Origin of the sequence: Lichenihabitans sp. Uapishka_5 (assembly GCF_033947565.1) — a bacterium.
Lineage (GTDB): Bacteria > Pseudomonadota > Alphaproteobacteria > Rhizobiales > Beijerinckiaceae > Lichenihabitans.
The window spans coordinates 1-16,290 of the sequence record NZ_JARPVX010000009.1 but is presented as its reverse complement, the minus strand read 5'-3'; the positions used below and the strand labels follow the sequence as shown (position 1 = coordinate 16,290).

Annotated in this window: 15 protein-coding genes; 12 read left to right on the top strand and 3 right to left on the bottom strand. The window is 68.7% G+C overall.

Translation table 11 applies throughout. The features are described 5' to 3' along the window. Nucleotides 1–17 precede the first annotated feature (17 nt). The 3 genes from P7D22_RS05830 to P7D22_RS05820 all read left to right on the top strand — a co-directional run bounded on the left by P7D22_RS05830 (nucleotide 18) and on the right by P7D22_RS05820 (nucleotide 4,512). Nucleotides 18–707 (top strand): NnrU family protein, encoded by a 690-nt coding sequence (locus P7D22_RS05830; RefSeq protein WP_319933279.1) that lies wholly within the window; start codon nucleotides 18–20, stop codon nucleotides 705–707. A gap of 93 nt (nucleotides 708–800) precedes the next feature. Beyond that, nucleotides 801–4,205, top strand: coding sequence for an acyl-[ACP]--phospholipid O-acyltransferase (locus P7D22_RS05825; protein ID WP_319933278.1), 3,405 nt, complete (start codon nucleotides 801–803; stop codon nucleotides 4,203–4,205). Between the two features lie 115 nt (nucleotides 4,206–4,320). Beyond that, nucleotides 4,321–4,512, top strand: coding sequence for a hypothetical protein (locus P7D22_RS05820; RefSeq protein ID WP_319933277.1), 192 nt, complete (start codon nucleotides 4,321–4,323; stop codon nucleotides 4,510–4,512). Between the two features lie 87 nt (nucleotides 4,513–4,599). On the opposite strand, the gene derI is transcribed toward P7D22_RS05820, so the two are convergent. Next, nucleotides 4,600–5,079, bottom strand: coding sequence for a D-erythrulose-4-phosphate isomerase (derI, locus tag P7D22_RS05815; protein ID WP_319933276.1), 480 nt, complete (start codon nucleotides 5,077–5,079; stop codon nucleotides 4,600–4,602). Nucleotides 5,080–5,223: 144 nt separating this feature from the next. Between derI and P7D22_RS05810 the strand changes: the two genes are divergently transcribed. Together P7D22_RS05810 and P7D22_RS05805 are read left to right on the top strand one after the other, a co-directional pair. After that, nucleotides 5,224–6,159 carry a sugar phosphate isomerase/epimerase family protein gene (locus tag P7D22_RS05810; protein WP_319933275.1) on the top strand — a complete coding sequence of 312 codons (936 nt, stop codon included), beginning with the start codon at nucleotides 5,224–5,226 and terminating at the stop codon, nucleotides 6,157–6,159. After that, nucleotides 6,156–6,926, top strand: coding sequence for a triose-phosphate isomerase (locus tag P7D22_RS05805; protein WP_319933274.1), 771 nt, complete (start codon nucleotides 6,156–6,158; stop codon nucleotides 6,924–6,926). The genes P7D22_RS05810 and P7D22_RS05805 overlap by 4 nt, the downstream gene beginning before the upstream one ends. An 11-nt stretch (nucleotides 6,927–6,937) precedes the next feature. Here P7D22_RS05805 and P7D22_RS05800 read toward each other — a convergent pair whose 3' ends face one another. Continuing rightward, nucleotides 6,938–7,918: a sugar-binding transcriptional regulator gene (locus P7D22_RS05800; RefSeq protein ID WP_319933357.1), complete on the bottom strand. Its 981-nt coding sequence runs from the start codon at nucleotides 7,916–7,918 to the stop codon at nucleotides 6,938–6,940. Nucleotides 7,919–8,081: 163 nt separating this feature from the next. On the opposite strand from P7D22_RS05800, the gene miaB reads away from it, so the two are divergent. The 7 genes from miaB to trmB all read left to right on the top strand — a co-directional run bounded on the left by miaB (nucleotide 8,082) and on the right by trmB (nucleotide 15,955). After that, complete coding sequence (gene miaB, locus P7D22_RS05795) at nucleotides 8,082–9,536, top strand: tRNA (N6-isopentenyl adenosine(37)-C2)-methylthiotransferase MiaB (protein WP_442916033.1); 1,455 nt, start codon at nucleotides 8,082–8,084, stop codon at nucleotides 9,534–9,536. A 47-nt stretch (nucleotides 9,537–9,583) separates the two neighbouring features. Next, a complete protein-coding gene (locus P7D22_RS05790; RefSeq protein WP_319933273.1) occupies nucleotides 9,584–10,630 on the top strand; it encodes a PhoH family protein in 1,047 nt (348 codons plus the stop codon). Next, on the top strand, nucleotides 10,627–11,127 hold the full coding sequence (gene ybeY / locus P7D22_RS05785; protein WP_319933272.1) for an rRNA maturation RNase YbeY: 501 nt from the start codon (nucleotides 10,627–10,629) through the stop codon (nucleotides 11,125–11,127). Before P7D22_RS05790 ends, ybeY begins: the two co-directional genes overlap by 4 nt. Then, the gene (locus P7D22_RS05780) at nucleotides 11,124–12,077 is read left to right on the top strand and encodes a hemolysin family protein (RefSeq protein ID WP_319933271.1); all 954 of its coding nucleotides are present in this window, start codon (nucleotides 11,124–11,126) and stop codon (nucleotides 12,075–12,077) included. Before ybeY ends, P7D22_RS05780 begins: the two co-directional genes overlap by 4 nt. Nucleotides 12,078–12,220: 143 nt before the next feature. Then, nucleotides 12,221–13,858 (top strand): apolipoprotein N-acyltransferase, encoded by a 1,638-nt coding sequence (lnt, locus tag P7D22_RS05775; RefSeq protein ID WP_319933270.1) that lies wholly within the window; start codon nucleotides 12,221–12,223, stop codon nucleotides 13,856–13,858. Nucleotides 13,859–14,042: 184 nt separating this feature from the next. After that, a complete protein-coding gene (metK, locus tag P7D22_RS05770; protein WP_319933269.1) occupies nucleotides 14,043–15,233 on the top strand; it encodes a methionine adenosyltransferase in 1,191 nt (396 codons plus the stop codon). A gap of 2 nt (nucleotides 15,234–15,235) precedes the next feature. Continuing rightward, nucleotides 15,236–15,955, top strand: coding sequence for a tRNA (guanine(46)-N(7))-methyltransferase TrmB (trmB, locus tag P7D22_RS05765; protein ID WP_319933268.1), 720 nt, complete (start codon nucleotides 15,236–15,238; stop codon nucleotides 15,953–15,955). Here the strand turns inward: trmB and P7D22_RS05760 are convergent. Beyond that, the coding region (locus tag P7D22_RS05760; protein ID WP_319933267.1) for a M48 family metallopeptidase at nucleotides 15,924–16,290 on the bottom strand (367 nt) is incomplete at its 5' end. The two genes, trmB and P7D22_RS05760, sit on opposite strands and share 32 nt — an antisense overlap.

Genomic DNA, 16,290 nt, shown 5'->3' with positions numbered 1-16,290 from the left:
GCGAGCGGGGGGGTGGAATGAACGGCATTGCAACTGTGGCTGCGGCCGCGATCTCCTTCGTGGGATCGCATTTCGTTCTGTCGCACCCGCTGCGCCGGCCGCTCGTGGCCCGGATCGGCGAGACCGGCTTCAGCATCCTGTATTCGGTTGTGGCCATCGCGACGCTGGGCTGGCTGTCCAAGGCCGCCCAAGCCGCCCCGGCGACCGATTTCCTCTGGCCGGTCGGCGATGGGATCTGGGCACTGGCGACGGTGCTGATGCTGGTGGCGTCCGTCCTGCTGATGGGCTCGCTCATCGGCAACCCGGCCCTGCCGGGTCCGGCCGGCGCCCTCCCGGAGCAGGCACGCGGCGTTTTCGCGATCACCCGGCATCCGATGATGTGGTCCTTCGCGCTGTGGGGCTTCTGCCACATCCTGGTGTATCCGCAGGCCGCCACGATCGTGGTGGCGCTGGCCATCATCGTGCTGGCGCTCGTCGGCGCCGCCCTGCAGGATCGCAAGAAGGAGCGGCTGCAGCCTGAGCGCTGGCCGACCTGGGAAGCCCGCACGAGTTTCTGGCCGCTTGCGGCGGTGGCGTCCGGCCGGGCGCAGCTCACCGGGCTCAAGCCCCACACCTGGCTCGGGGGCGTCGTGGTCTGGCTCGCGGCCACCTGGGCTCATATCCCGCTGGCGGGCTGGCCAGCCGGCATCTGGCGCTGGATCGGCTGACCGGGATGGTCGCGGCGGTGGCCAAACCGGTGTCGAGCCGCTAGGGCTCAGGCGGTCCTTCGCAACAGAGGCCCGGCAACAAGCGGAACACGGATGGTCACCACGCTTCTGACGACGCGGCGCTTCGCGCCGCTCTTCGCCTGCCAGTTCCTGTCGGCCTTTAACGACAACTTCCTCAAGAACGCCCTGGTGCTGCTCATCCTGTATCGGCTGGGCGGCTCGGGCGCCGAGACGCTGGTGACGCTCGCGGGCGGCATCTTCATCGCGCCGTTCTTCTTCCTGTCGGGGCTCGGCGGCCAACTGGCCGATCGCTACGACAAGGCCAAGGTGGCGCAATGGCTGAAGCTCGCCGAGATTGGCGCCGCCGCCTTGTCGGTTGCGGGCTTCTGGCTTCACTCAATTCCCGTCCTGTTCGCGGCGCTGGCCCTGTTTGGCGTCATCGCGGCGCTGTTCGGCCCGGTGAAATACGGCATCCTGCCCGACCATCTGCGGCCGGAGGAGCTCGGCACCGGCAACGCCCTGGTCGAGGGCGCGACCTTCCTGGCCATCCTGTTCGGCACCGTCGCGGGCGGCCTCGCCACCACGGTGGCGAGCGACGCCGTCTGGCTCAGCGCGCTGGTGATGATCTTCGCGGTGTTGTGCTGGCTGTCGGCCCGGCTGATCCCCTCCACCCGGCAGGCGGCGCCCGACCTGCCCGTGCAGGCCAACATCTTCGCCTCGACGGGCGCCCTGCTGCGCGACCTGTGGAGCGACGGCCGCTTGTGGCGCTGCGCCGTTTATTCGAGCTGGTTCTGGCTCGTCGGGGCCGCCGTTCTGGCGCTGCTGCCGTCGCTGGTGAAGACCACCTTCAACGGCGACGAGCATGTGGTGACGTTGCTGCTGGCGCTGTTCGCGATCGGCATCGCGATCGGCTCGGGCGTGGCGGCCTGGGTGGCCGGCGGGCGTGTCGTGCTGCTGCCGGTGGTGATCGGCGCCGTGCTGATGGGGCTGTTCGGCTTCGATGTCGGCTGGACCAGCTTCGGCTATGCGCCGGGCGTGGCGCCCCTCGGCGTGAGCCAGTTCCTGCACCAGGGCACCACCCTCAGGGCCGGCATCGACTTCTTCGTCATGGCAATGGCGGGCGGCCTGTTCATCGTGCCGGCCTTCACGGCCCTTCAGGCCTGGAGCGACGAGCGGCGCCGCGCCCGCACGATCGCAGCCGTCAACGTGCTCAATGCCGCCTTCATGGTGGGCGGCACGCTGGTGCTGGCCTTGCTGCAGGCGGCGGGGCTGCACGTCCCTGCCCTGTTCTGCCTCATCGGCCTGTGCAACCTCGTGGCCGCCGTCGTGGTGTTGCGCACCCTGCCAACGCGGCCGTTCCGCGACCTGTTGCACCTCGTCTACCGCGTCGCTTTCCGGCTGGAGGTGCGCGGCACCGACAACATCGCCAAGGCCGGTCCGAACTGCATCGTGGCGATGAACCACGTCAGCTTCCTCGATGCCGGCCTCGCGCTGGCGCTGCTCGACCATGACCCGGTCTTCGCCATCGACAGCGGCATCGCGCAGCGCTGGTGGGTCAAACCCTTCCTGCATCTCACCCGGGCGATGCCGCTCGATCCGCTGAAGCCGCTCGCCACCCGGACGCTGATCAACGCCGTCAAGGGTGGCGACACGCTGGTGATCTTTCCCGAAGGCCGCATCAGCGTCACGGGCGCCCTGATGAAGGTCTACGACGGGGTCGGGCTCATCGCCGACCGGACAGCCGCGCCGGTGCTGCCGGTGCGCATCGACGGCCTCGAGCAGACGCCGTTCTCGCGCCTCTCGGGTCGGGAGATCAGCCGCCATTGGTGGCCCAAGGTGGTGGTGACGATCCTGGAACCGGTGCGCCTTCAGGTCGACGAGGCGCTCGTCGGCCGCCGCCGCCGGCAGGCCGCGGGCGCGGCGCTCTACACCGTCATGTCGGATCTCGTGTTCCGCACCAGCCCCGTCGACCACAGCGTGCCGCAGGCGCTGATGCGCGCGGCCCGCAAGCACGGCATGCGTCGCATGTGCCTGGAAGACCCGCTGAGCGGGCCGATGACCTCGGGCCGCCTGCTGCTCGGCATGGCGATCCTCGGCCGCAAGCTGATGCCCCTCGCACCGGAAGGCCACGCGCTCGGCGTCATGCTGCCCAACGTCAACGGCACGGTGGTGACCGTCTTCGCGCTGATGTCGGCCGGTCGCGTGCCGGCGATGATCAATTTCTCGGCTGGGCTCGATGCCGTTCTGTCGGCCTGCCGCACCGCCGAGGTGACGACGGTGCTGACCTCGCGCGCCTTTCTGGAGAAGGGCAAGCTCGAGAAGCTCGCCGACGGGATGACCAGGGCAGGCCTCAGCCTCGTGTTCCTGGACGATGTGCGCAACACGATCGGCACTTCCGACAAGCTGCGCGGCATCTTCGATCGCGGTCGTCCACTGGTGGCCCGCAAGGCCGACGACCCGGCCGCGATTTTGTTCACCTCGGGTTCAGAGGGCACCCCGAAGGGCGTGGTGCTGAGCCATCGCAACATGCTCAGCAATGTCGCCCAGGTGGCGGCCCGCATCGATTTCGGGCGCGCCGACAAGGTCTTCGACGTGCTGCCGATGTTTCATTCCTTCGGGCTTACGGCCGCGCTGGTGCTGCCGCTCGTTTCGGGTGCGCAGGTCTACCTGTACCCGTCGCCACTGCACTACCGCATGATCCCCGAGCTGATCTACAGCACCAACGCGACGGTGATGTTCGGCACCGACACGTTCCTGGCCGGCTATGCGCGCTTCGCCAACAGCTACGACCTGCGCTCGCTGCGCTACCTCGTGGCGGGCGCCGAGCCCGTCAAGGAGGCGACGCGGCGGCTCTACCTGGAAAAATTCGGCCTGCGCATCCTTGAGGGCTACGGCGTCACCGAGACGGGGCCGGTGCTGGCCGTCAACACGCCGATGTTCAACCGCTTCGGCAGCGTCGGCCGGGTGCTGCCCGGCATCGAGACGCGGCTCGACCCGGTGCCCGGCATCGAGGCGGGGGGCCGGTTGCAGGTGCGCGGCCCCAACGTGATGCTGGGCTATCTGAAGGCCGATCGGCCCGGCGAACTGCAACCGCCCGAGGGCGGCTGGCACGACACGGGCGACATCGTCGAGATCGACGACCAGAAGTTCGTGACGATCAAGGGGCGCGCCAAGCGCTTCGCCAAGGTGGGCGGCGAAATGGTGTCCCTGGCCGCCATCGAGGTCGTGGCGGCGGCGCTGTGGACCGAGGCGCGCTCGGTCGCCGCCACGGTGCCCGATCCCCGCAAGGGCGAGCGCATCGTGCTGGTGACCGAACAGCCCGGCGCCGACCGCGCCGCTTTCCTGGGCTTCGCCAAATCGCGTCACCTGCCCGAAATCGCGATGCCGTCCGAAATCGTGGGGGTCACCAAGCTGCCGGAACTCGGCGGCGGCAAGCTCGACCTTATGGGCGTGCAGGCCATGGTGCGGGCCCGGGCGGAGGGCGGCGAAGCGGCCTGACGGGCGATCGCTGCGGAGGCTCGCACGCAATACTGCATTAATGCTATGCAGGCGCCAGACGGAGACGCGGCTCGACCATGCAGCCCGCGCTCCAGCTCCGGGGGGAGACTGTACGATGCTCGAGACCGGCAACCGCGCCAACCGGCCTATCGACCAGCTGCGCCCGGGTCTGATCGGGGCCATCCTGCACCGCTTGTATGCGTTGAACGCGAACACGCGATTGCTGCTTCAACTGCTCGAGGAACAGGACTGGCACGACATCGGCGCCCGTGCGTTCCGTCATCTCGGCAAACGCCTCGTCCACTGACGAGGCGTCCGTCGCGTCCCGGCTCGCAGCCGATGCCCCACCGGCCGGCGGGCCGGAGCTTGGCGGCACACCGGCTCGGGACGAGATTCAGCCGCTGGTCTTGTCGTCGCGGCTGCCGTATTTGGCATCGAGGCCGTCGAGCGCCTTCACGTTGCTGGCCGACGAACCCTTGGGGTCGAAGTCCGAAGCCAGAAAGGTGTCGACGATCGATTTCGCAAGCTCCGGCCCGACCACACGGGCGCCGAGCGTGATGATCTGCGCATTGTTGCTCTTGGCGGCGCGCTCGGCCGAATAAGTGTCGTGCGCCTGAGCGGCCCGGATACCCGGAACCTTGTTGGCCGCGATGCAGACCCCGATGCCGGTGCCGCAGAACAGGATGGCCCGGTCGAACTTGCCTTCCACGACGGCGCTGGCGGCCCGCTCGGACGTGTGGGCATAGAATTCGGGCTCACCCTCCTTCGGGGCCGTCATGTCGGTCACCTCGATACCGGGCTTGTTCGCCAGGTGCTTGCCGATCACCTCGCACAACGGCGCGCCGGCGCTGTCGCCTGCAATCACAACCTTCATGGCTCGCTCCTTTGATGCCTGCCAGAGATCAACATGCAGGGCGGAAATGCCAGCGTGCAAAATTTTTGGCAGTTGCAAAAATTTTACAGCCGGGCTTCTCTTCCCGCAAGCGCCGCCGAGACGGTTCCGAGCCCGGGAAGGATCATGAGTTTCACGCTGTCGCTCAGCACGAATCCCTTCGTCAATCGCTACGCCGAGCCCGAAGACCTGATCCGCACCCTGGGCCAGGAGGTCGGCATCGGCCACATCCAGCTGACCCACGAGTTCATCAACCCGTCCTGGGACAAGGGGACGATCGCGCGGCTGACGGCCCGCATGGCGAAGGTTTGCGCGGCCGAAGGCGTGCAGGTGACCTCGCTGATGACCGGCCCCTATGGCCGGCTCAACCATTTCGGCCATCCCGACCCTGAGGTGCGCCGCTATTACGTCGAATGGTTCAAGACCCTGGCCGATATCGCGGCCGATCTCGGCTGCCCGGCGGTCGGCACGCAATACGCCATCCTGACCTTCAAGGATTGGGACGATGCAGACCGCCGGACGAAGATGACCGGCATCGCGCTCGACTGTTGGCGCGCGGTGGCCGAGCATGCCGGGCGGCGCGGCCTCGCCTACCTGTTCTGGGAGCCCATGTCGGTCGGCCGCGAATACGGCCATACGATCGCCGAAACCCATCGGCTGCAGGATTGGATCGAGACGCACGACCTGCCCATCCCGTTGAAGCCGATGGTCGACATCGACCATGGCGACGTGTCGTCGCCCGACCCGGCCGATGTCGATCCCTTCGCCTGGGCCGAACACTTCGCGACGCGCTCGCCGATCATCCACATCAAGCAAAGCTCGATGAACAAGGGCGGCCATTGGCCCTTCACGGCCGCCTACAACAAGGATGGCCGCATCCAGCCCGAAACGCTGATCGCGGCCGTGCGGGCCGGCGGCGGCACCGATAACGAGCTCTGTCTCGAACTCGCGTTCCGGGAGCGTGAGCCGGCCGACCGGACCGTGGTGGCGGCGATGCGGGAATCGGTCGAATTCTGGTCCGCCCACGCCAGGACGGGCCGCATGGAGGCAGCGCAGGCATGACTAAGACGCCCTGGATCGGCACCAGCTGGAAGATGAACAAGCTGCGGGCCGACACCCGCGCCTTCTGCGACACCCTGAAGGCTTCGCCGATGGTGCAAGGCACGGCGGCGAAGCTCTTTGTCATCCCGCCCTTCCCCTATATCGCGGAGGCGGCCGACCTGTTGCGCGGCACCCGGGTGACGGTCGGGGCCCAGAACATGCACTGGGCCGATGGTGGCGCCTGGACGGGCGAAGTCTCGGCCCCGATGGTCAAGGATTGCGGCGCCACCCTGGTCGAGATCGGCCACAGCGAGCGGCGCGAGTTCTTCGGCGAAACCGACGACACCGTGGCCCTGAAGGTAGCGCAGGCCGTCCGGCACGGGCTGACGGCACTCGTCTGCGTCGGCGACACCCACGCGGAATTCACCGCCAAACGCACCAGCGAGGCGCTGCGCCGCCAAGTGTCGGCGGCGCTGTCGAAGGTCGAGCGCAGCGCCCGCGACACGGTGGTGATCGCCTATGAGCCGGTCTGGTCGATCGGCGAGAACGGCACCCCGGCCGAGCCCGAGTTCGTCGACGAACAGCATCGCCTCCTGAAGACGCTGACGGCCGAGCTGATGGGCGCGCCGCTGCCGATCCTCTACGGCGGCAGCGTCAACCCGGACAACTGCGTGGCGCTCGCCACCCGCCCGACCATCGACGGGCTGTTCATCGGCCGCTCGGCCTGGGCGGCGGAGGGTTACCTCGGCATCGTTGACAGCGTCACGCGGGCCCTGGCCGCGGCCTGAGCCGCCGGCGTTCAACCGGGCCCGGGCAGGTCCACCAGGGCCCGGGCGGTGCGCTCGTCGGTCAACAGGCCGTGCAGGAGCCGGCTTTCCAGCACGGCCCGGATGGCGGCAGGCTTCAAGGCGCCTCCCGCCACCGCCACCATCTTACCGGTGCGCAATTCCTCGATGTCGAGCGACATCAGCCGCGACGACAGCTCGGTCTCGATGCGCCGTCCCCGCGCATCGAAGAAATGACCCAGCACCTCGCCGCAGCCACCAGCCTGCTGGATTTCGGCCAACTCCGCCGGCTCGATCATATGTGAGGCCGCCAGCGAGGCATCCTGGCCCAGCACGGTGCCGATGCCGACGATCCTGAGGCTGGCACGGCGGGCGAGGTCATAAACCTCGTCGATGCCGCGCTGCGCCAGCAGCACAGCTCGGTCTTCGGCCGAGTTCAGGCAGAACGGCACCGGCATCACGTAAGCCTCGACCCCGGCCCGGTCGGCGATCAGGTTGATGACGTCGAACGGGTTGGCGGCGAACTTCCGCGTGAAACCGCCCAACAGCGACACGAATTTGATCTCCGGATATGAGGCGCGCGGCAGCCGGCTGACACAGGACGCGAGGGTGCGCCCATGGCCGAGGCCGATCACCGACTCGGCGCCACCCTCGCAGGCCTGCCGCAGGAACCGGGCCCCGACCGTGCCGAGGGCCCGCAACGGCAGCGGCCCTTCGTTGAGGTCCGGCGCCACCTCGCAATGGCTCAACCCGAACCGGTCGCGCAGCTGCTCCTCGAGCGCCACACAGGACCCTATGGTTCCGTCGATGAACACCTGCACGAGGCCGGCCCGGTTGGCGCGCGCGATCAGCCGATGCGCCTTGCCGGCCGGCACGTTGAGGCGGCCCGCGACCTCGCCCTGCGTCAGGCCACCGACGAAATGCAGCCAGGCCGCTCGTGCCGACAGGCTGTCCTCGTCATCGTCGGGAAGGATCGAAACCGCGATGACGAACATCCCTGGGTGTTGGAACCGCCCAAGAATGTCCATGCCGGCTCCGGCGCGTCAACGAACTTCGGCGCGGCCTGGGCGCAAATCGCGCCGCAACAGGCGGCGGTTCTCATTTGCGGCGAAAGCCGTTAAGGTGTCTGGGCAGTCTGGCCGAACCCCTGCAAGGATGATGGATCGACACGACCCGGATAATGCGTGCGACGTGAGCGATCGGATCGAGCCTTCGTTGAGCCCTGAGCCCCCTTCGCGGCCTCGCACGGTGTTCATCAAGTCCTACGGCTGCCAGATGAACGCCTATGACGCCGGCCGCATGGCGGATGCGCTGGCGCCCGAAGGCTACCGCGAGGTGGGCGCCCCCGAGGCGGCCGACCTCGTGATCCTGAACACCTGCCATATCCGCGAGCGCGCCACCGAGAAGGTCTTTTCCGAGCTCGGCCGCCTGCGCGACCTCAAGGAAGCCCGGGCTGCGGCCGGCGCGGCGCCGCTGACCCTTGCGGTCGCGGGTTGCGTCGCCCAGGCCGAGGGGGCCGAGATCGTGCGGCGCCAGAAGGCCGTCGACGTGGTGGTCGGCCCGCAAAGCTACCATCGCCTGCCGGAGCTGCTGCGTCAGGCACGGCGCGGCAGCGCCGTCGACACCGAGTTTCCGCTCGAGGACAAGCTCGACCACATCGCGCTGCCGACGCCGCGAAAGATCCTGGCGCGCGGCTTGTCGGCCTTTGTCACCATCCAGGAAGGCTGCGACAAGTTCTGTTCCTTCTGCGTGGTGCCCTACACGCGCGGCTCTGAGGTGTCGCGGCCGCCCGAAAAGGTGCTGGCCGAGATCGAGGCCCTGGTGGCCGCCGGGGTGCGCGAGGTGACGCTGCTGGGGCAGAACGTCAACGCCTATCACGGCGTCGATGCTGCCGGCGGCGACTGGACGCTCGGCCGGCTGGTGCGGCGGCTCGACACCCTGCCGGACCTGCTGCGGGTTCGCTACACGACGAGCCATCCCAACGACATGGCCGACGATCTGATCGCGGCCCATCGCGACCTGCCGAGCCTGATGCCCTTTTTGCACCTGCCGGTGCAATCGGGGTCCGACCGCATCCTGCAGGCGATGAACCGCCGCCATCGCGCCGACCATTATCGCGATCTCGTGCGGCGCATCCGCGCGGCCCGGCCCGACATCGCGCTGTCGTCCGACTTCATCGTCGGCTTCCCGGGCGAGACCGAGGCCGATTTCCAGGCGACGCTCGACCTCGTCGCCGACGTCACCTTCGCGTCGACCTTCTTCTTTCAATATTCGCCGCGTCACGGCACACCGGGCGCGGCGCTGCCGGATCAGGTCGAGGAGACCGTCAAGCGCGATCGGCTCGCCCGGCTTGGCGCCCTGGTGGAAGCACAGCGACACGCCTTCAACGCCGCCACGGTGGGCCGCACGGTGCCGGTGTTGTTCGAAAAGGCGGGGCGCCGTTCAGGCCAGCTGGTCGGCAAGAGCCCCTACGGACAGCCCGTCCATGTTGACGGGCCGGCGCAGTGGATCGGCACGGTTCACGATGTCGCCATTGATTCCGTCGAAGCCAATTCCCTATTTGGACAGACCAAGGGGCGTGCCATTGCGCCCGAGGAGCGAGAGCTTGCATGAGACCACCTGATCGCGTTCCGTCGCCGGGTCGCCGCAGCATCAGGGACATGCCGACGCCGACATTGCTTCCAGGCGCGTCGCCGCGCGATGGCGGGGAAGCGGCCGACGTCAGCCTGACATTCGACGACAACCGCCTGACCCAGCTAGTGCTCGGGCAGTTCGATCAGAACCTTGCCAAGATTGAGCGGCGCCTCAGCGTGCGCGCCACCGCGAACGGCAATCACATCACCCTGAAGGGCACGCCCGAAGCGTGCGAACAAGCCCGCCGGGTGCTCGAGGTGCTGTATGCGCGCGTCCAGCAAGGGGCCAGCCCGGGGCTCGGCGATGTCGATGGCGCCATCGAGGAAGGCGCCATGCAGGGCTCGCTCTTCCCGAAGCCGCTCGAACAGGCCGAACGCACCACCTTTGACGAGGTGCGCACCCGCAAGCGCGGTGGCGTGAAGGCCCGCACGGCCGCCCAGGACAGCTATCTGCGGGCGCTGAAGACGCATGAGCTCGTCTTCGCCGAGGGTCCGGCCGGTACCGGCAAGACCTGGCTCGCAGTCGGCCACGCGGTGTCGCTGCTCGAGCGCGGCCTCGTCGAGCGGCTGATCCTCTCGCGACCGGCCGTCGAAGCGGGCGAACGGCTCGGCTTTCTGCCGGGCGACATGAAGGACAAGGTCGACCCTTACCTCCGTCCCATCTACGACGCCCTTTACGACTTCATGGATGCCCGCATGGTCGAGCGCGGCCTGCTGACCGGCATGATCGAGATCGCGCCGCTCGCCTTCATGCGTGGCCGCACCCTGACCAATGCCATCGTGCTGCTCGACGAGGCCCAGAACGCCACCTCGATGCAGATGAAGATGTTTCTGACCCGTCTCGGCGAAGGATCGCGGATGATCATCACCGGCGACCCCACCCAGACCGACCTGCCGGCCGGACAAAAGTCGGGCCTCAGCGAGGCCGTGAAGCTGCTCGGCGGGGTCGAGGGGATCGGGCACGTCACCTTCCGGGATGTCGACGTGGTGCGCCACGACCTCGTGCGCCGCATCGTGGCCGCCTATGAGGCGAGCGGCAGGGCGCAGGCCGAGGCTGCGGGGCACACCCGATGAGCATCGCCATCGACCTCGCGGTCGAACAGGACGCGTGGGACGCGGTGCCCGACCTCGATGGCCTGATCCGGCGCGCCGTGGATGCGGCCGCGGCCGGCTGCGGCATCACCCTGGCGCCCGAGGCTGAAGTGTCGATCCTCTTGTGCGACGACGCCGCGATCCAGCCGCTCAACCGGGACTGGCGCGGCTTCGACAAGCCCACCAACGTCCTGTCGTTTCCGGCCTTTTCGCCGCTCGGACTCGATCGCAAGCCCCTGCTGGGCGACCTCGCGGTGGCGCTCGAGACCGTGCGGCGCGAAGCCGACCAGGACAACAAGACGGTGCCCGACCACCTGAGCCACCTGATCGTGCACGGCTTCCTCCACCTCGTCGGCTACGACCATGAGGCCGAGGCCGAGGCCGAGGCCATGGAGGCGCTGGAAACCCGCATCCTCGCGGGACTCGGCATCGCCGATCCTTACGCCGAGACGGACCTCGTGGAGGCCGTGGCCCGATGAGCCCGCGCGACCCGTCCGACGGGCGATCCGAGCGCGACGCGCCGTCCCTGCTCGACCGCATGCGGTCGCTGTTCGGCGGCGGCACGGCCAGCATCCGCGACGATATCGAAGAGGCGCTCGACGAGCCCGACCCCGACGCGGTGTTCTCGTCGCAGGAGCGCACGATGCTGCGCAACGTGCTCAACCTGCACGAGATCCGGGTCGAGGACATCATGGTGCCGCGCGCCGACATGATCGCGGTGTGCGACGACGCCAGCCTGCGGGCCGTGCTGGCCGTGTTCCGGGAAGCCTCGCACTCGCGGCTGCCGGTGCATGGCGAAACGCTCGACGATCCGAAGGGCATGGTGCACATCCGCGACTTCGTGGACGTCATCACCGCGAGCGAGGATGCGCCGACGCTGCAGATCGACATGGGCCGCAGCCTCGCCGATGCCGGCATCCTGCGACCGGTGTTGTTTGTGCCGCACTCGATGCTGGCACTCGAATTGCTCGTCCGCATGCAGGCGACCCACACCCACATGGCGCTGGTGATCGACGAATACGGCGGCACCGATGGCCTCGTGACCATCGAGGACATCGTCGAGGTGATCGTCGGCGACATCGCCGACGAGCATGACGTGGACGAACATCCGTCCGTGACCCGCGAGGCCGACGGCACCTTCCTGGCCGAAGCGCGCGCCGACCTCGACACCGTGGCCGAGGTCGTCGGCAGTCCGGTGGCCACCGACGAGGAGGCCGAGGACGTCGATACGCTCGGTGGCCTGGTGACGTCGCTGGCCGGTCGCGTGCCGGCGATCGGCGAGGTGGTGTCGGGGGACGGACCGCTCAGCTTCGAGGTGCTCGACGCCGACCCGCGTCGTGTCAAGCGGGTGCGCATCCGCCACAAGCCGGCGCCGCAAGCCGAAGCCGCAACCGGCACGCCCGTCCAGGGGGCGTCGGCGGACCCATAAGGTCGACCGGGCTGCGGTTTGTGATCCGCAGCCGGCATCGCGACACCCATCCGGCGACAAATCCGACAGGGCATGCGAAGCGCCACACCTGTGCCGGGCCCGGGTGATTCGCGGCGGCCTCGCGCATCACCGGACTGGGGTGGATGTTCGATTTCGCGCAATGGGTGGTGTTGTCGGCCGGCTGGCCGCGTCGGCTCGCGGCCGCCCTGGCGGGCGCCGTCGGCGCCCTGGCGTTGGCGCCGGTCGATGTCATGCCGGCGATGCTGGTGCCCATGGTGGCGGCGGTCTGGCTGATCGATGGCGCGGCCCGCCGCGAGACAGGGCTCGGGCGCGTGCTTGGCTGGCGGTCCTGCATGGCGGCGGCGGTTGTCGGGTGGTGGTGGGGTTTCGGCTATTTCCTGGCCGGGTTGTGGTGGCTCGGGGCCGCCTTCCTGGTCGAGCCCGACCGTTACCTTTGGGCGCTGCCGTTCGGCGTGGTGGCGGTGCCGGCCGGTTTGGCGCTGTTCCCAGCCTTCGGATTCGGGGTGGCGCGCTTGCTCTGGTCGTCCGGTCCGGGCCGGCTCTTCGCGCTGACCGCGGGGCTCGGCACGAGCGAGTGGCTGCGCAGTTGGCTGTTCACCGGATTCCCGTGGAACGCCTACGGCATGGCGTTTGGCGGCACGCTGACGCTTGCCCAGGGTGCCAGCGCCTTCGGGCTCGAAGGGCTGACGCTGCTGACGATCCTGCTCTGCGCCGCTCCTGCGACGCTGGCCGACCCTGTCGGCTCCCGCCTGCGCCGCCTCGCGCCAACGGTGCTGGCCGCCGTGGCGATGCTGGTGCTCCTCGGTTTCGGGGCGCATCGGCTCGACCGTGGGCCCACCCGGGACGTGCCGAACGTTCGCCTGCGCCTGATGCAGCCCGACACGCCGGAGGACGGCTCCTTTTCCTATGCCAACAAGGACAAGATCCTGGCCGGCTATCTGGCGCTGTCGAACCGCGCCACGGGACCGGACCCCGACGGCCTGAAGACCGTCACCCACCTGATCTGGCCGGAATCGCCCTTCCCGTTCATCCTGTCGCGCGACCCGGACGCGCTTGGCACGATCGCAGCGGCGATGCCGGACAGCACCGTCCTCGTGACCGGCGCCGCGCGCGCCGAACGCGACGCCGAGATCAACCCCGGCCAGCCCGGGCGAACGCATTACTTCAACGCCATCCAGGTGGTCGGCCCCGGCGGCACGGTGCTGGACAGCTACGACAAGGTGCATCTGGTGCCGTTTGGCGAATACCTGCCGTTCGATGCGCTGCTGCGGGCCGTCGGCCTGACGAACTTCGTGCATGTGCCGGGCGGTTTCGACGCCGGCACGCGGCGACGCCTGCTCGACGTGCCCGGCCTGCCGCCCGTGGCGCCGCAGATCTGCTACGAGGCGATCTTCCCCGGCGCGGTGCTGCCCGAAGGGCCTGAGGCCGGCAAGGCCGGGGTGATGTTGAACGTCACCAACGACGGCTGGTTCGGCACCACGGCCGGGCCCTATCAGCACCTGGCTCAGGCGCGCCTGCGTGCCGTCGAGGAAGGGCTGCCGTTGATCCGCGCCGCCAACACCGGCGTCTCGGCCATCGTCGATCCTTATGGCCGCATCACGGCCAGCCTGCCGCTCGATACGGTGGGGGTTCTCGACGGCACTTTGCCGCAGCGCATTGCACCAACCTTGTTTGCCCGGCACTGGGGGACGCTCCAGCCGGCGCTCTACCTCGCGGCTTTCGGGTTTGCTTTGCTGAGTGCGATCCGGCGCCGAGGCTAGAACGCTTCTGAAGATGCGACCGGCCCGCCATAGCGGACCATAGCGTTCTTTATGCCGAACGAATTTCCGATATAAAGCTTGACGGTTTCGCGAAGGCCTGAGCAAGTTCGCCGCCATTCCGCGGCACTGCGCGGCCCGTGATCCCGTTTTGCCGGGGCCGGACGCGCCATGGAGGACTTGGGTTTTGGCGCGCGACAGCTATCTCTTCACCAGCGAGTCGGTGTCCGAAGGACATCCCGACAAGGTGTGCGACCGCATCTCGGACGAGGTGGTGGACCTGTTCTTCCGCGAAGGCGCCAAGGCCGGGCTCGACCCCTATCAGATCCGCGTCGCCTGCGAGACCCTCGCGACCACCAACCGCGTCGTGATCGCGGGCGAGGTGCGCGGCCCGGAGATTCCGTTCTCGGTCATCGAGGCGACGGCCCGGGAGGCCATCAAGGACATCGGCTACGAGCAGGACGGCTTCCATTGGCAGAAGGCCAAGGTCGAGGTGCTGCTGCACGCCCAATCGGCAGACATCGCCCAGGGCGTCGATTCGGCCGGCAACAAGGATGAAGGCGCGGGCGACCAGGGCATCATGTTCGGTTATGCCTGCCGCGAAACGCCGGACCTGATGCCGGCCCCGGTGCATTATGCCCACCGCATCCTGCAGGCTCTGTCAGAGGCGCGCCGCTCGGGAGCCGAGAAGGCGCTCGGCCCGGATGCCAAGAGCCAGGTGACGGTGCGCTATGAGAATGGCGTCCCGGTCGCGGCCACGCAGATCGTCGTGTCGCACCAGCACGTCGACGAAAGCCTCACCTCCGAGGACATGCGGGCGCTGATCGAGCCCTATGTCACGAAGGCGCTGCCGGACGGCTGGATCTCCAAACAGACCGTGTGGCACATCAACCCGACCGGCAAGTTCTTCATCGGCGGGCCCGACGGCGATTGCGGTCTGACGGGCCGCAAGATCATCGTCGACACCTACGGCGGCGCGGCCCCGCATGGCGGCGGCGCTTTTTCGGGCAAGGATCCCACCAAGGTGGACCGCTCGGCCGCCTATGCGGCGCGCTATCTCGCGAAGAACGTCGTCGAGGCGGGCCTCGCCGATCGCTGCACGCTGCAGTTGTCCTATGCGATCGGCGTCGCCAAGCCGTTGTCGATCTATGCCGACCTGCACGGCACCGGCCACATCGATGCCGGCAAGCTCGAGGCGGTGCTGATGGAGGCCATGAACCTGTCGCCGCGCGGCATCCGCGAGCACCTGCACCTCAACAAGCCGATCTACGCCCGCACATCGGCCTACGGCCATTTCGGCCGCGCCCCGGAGGCCGACGGCGGCTTCTCGTGGGAGACCACCGATCTCGCGGCGAAGCTGCGGTCGCACTTCGCCTGACCATGAGCGGATCCGACAGCCAGGAGGCGGGACTTCCGCGTCCGGGCCACGGCGGCGTCTTCGGGCGCCGCATGGGGCGCCCCCTGCGGCTCGGCCAGACGGCCTTGATGCAGGACGCGCTGCCCCGGCTGGAACTGCCGGCCGACGGCGCCCTGTTACTCACCGCACTGTTCCCCGAGGCGGCCGAACTGCGGCTCGAGATCGGCTTTGGCGGCGGCGAGCACCTGGCCGACCATGCGGCGCGGCGTCCTCACGCCGGCTTCATCGGCTGCGAGCCGTTCCGCAACGGCGTCGCCAAATTCCTCGAACAGGCCGAAGCGCGGGCGCTCACCAACGTGCGGGTGTGGTCGGGCGATGCCGGCCTGGTGATCGACCGCCTGCCCGAGGCGAGCCTCGCCGGGGCGGATCTGTTCTATCCCGACCCCTGGCCGAAACGGCGGCAGCGCAAGCGGCGCTTCGTGTCGGACGACACCTTGCTGCGGCTGGCCCGCGTGCTGCAGCCCGGCGCCGCCCTGCGGTTCGCCACCGATATCGACGACTATGCCGGCTGGACGCTCGCCCGGGTGCTGCGCTCACCGCATTACGCGTGGGTGGCCACAAAGGCCGACGACTGGCGCCTGCCCTGGGCCGACTGGCCCTCGACCCGCTACGAGGCCAAGGCGATCCGCGAAGGGCGTCCGCCCGCCTATCTCACGATCCTGCGCACGGATCGGCCGGCTTGAGCGGAACAGCCGGCGCGCCGTAATGGTGCAGCTTCGCCCCGTGCTGCCGCAGCCACGCCTCCGCTTCGTCGATCTGCGGCGCCAGTTCGCGGGCCAGAGCCCAGAACCGATCGGAATGGTTCATGTGCACGAGATGCGCCACCTCGTGGGCCGCGAGATAATCCAGCACGCCGGGCGGCGCCAGGATCAAGCGCCAAGAGAAGTTCAGGCGGCCGCGTGCCGTGCAGGAGCCCCAGCGTGAGCGCGTGTCCCGCAACGTCAGCCCGGCCACCGGCCGCTTGACGCGCGCCGCGTGGCGGTCGGTCGCCTCGACCAGCGCCCGCCGGGCTTCCTCC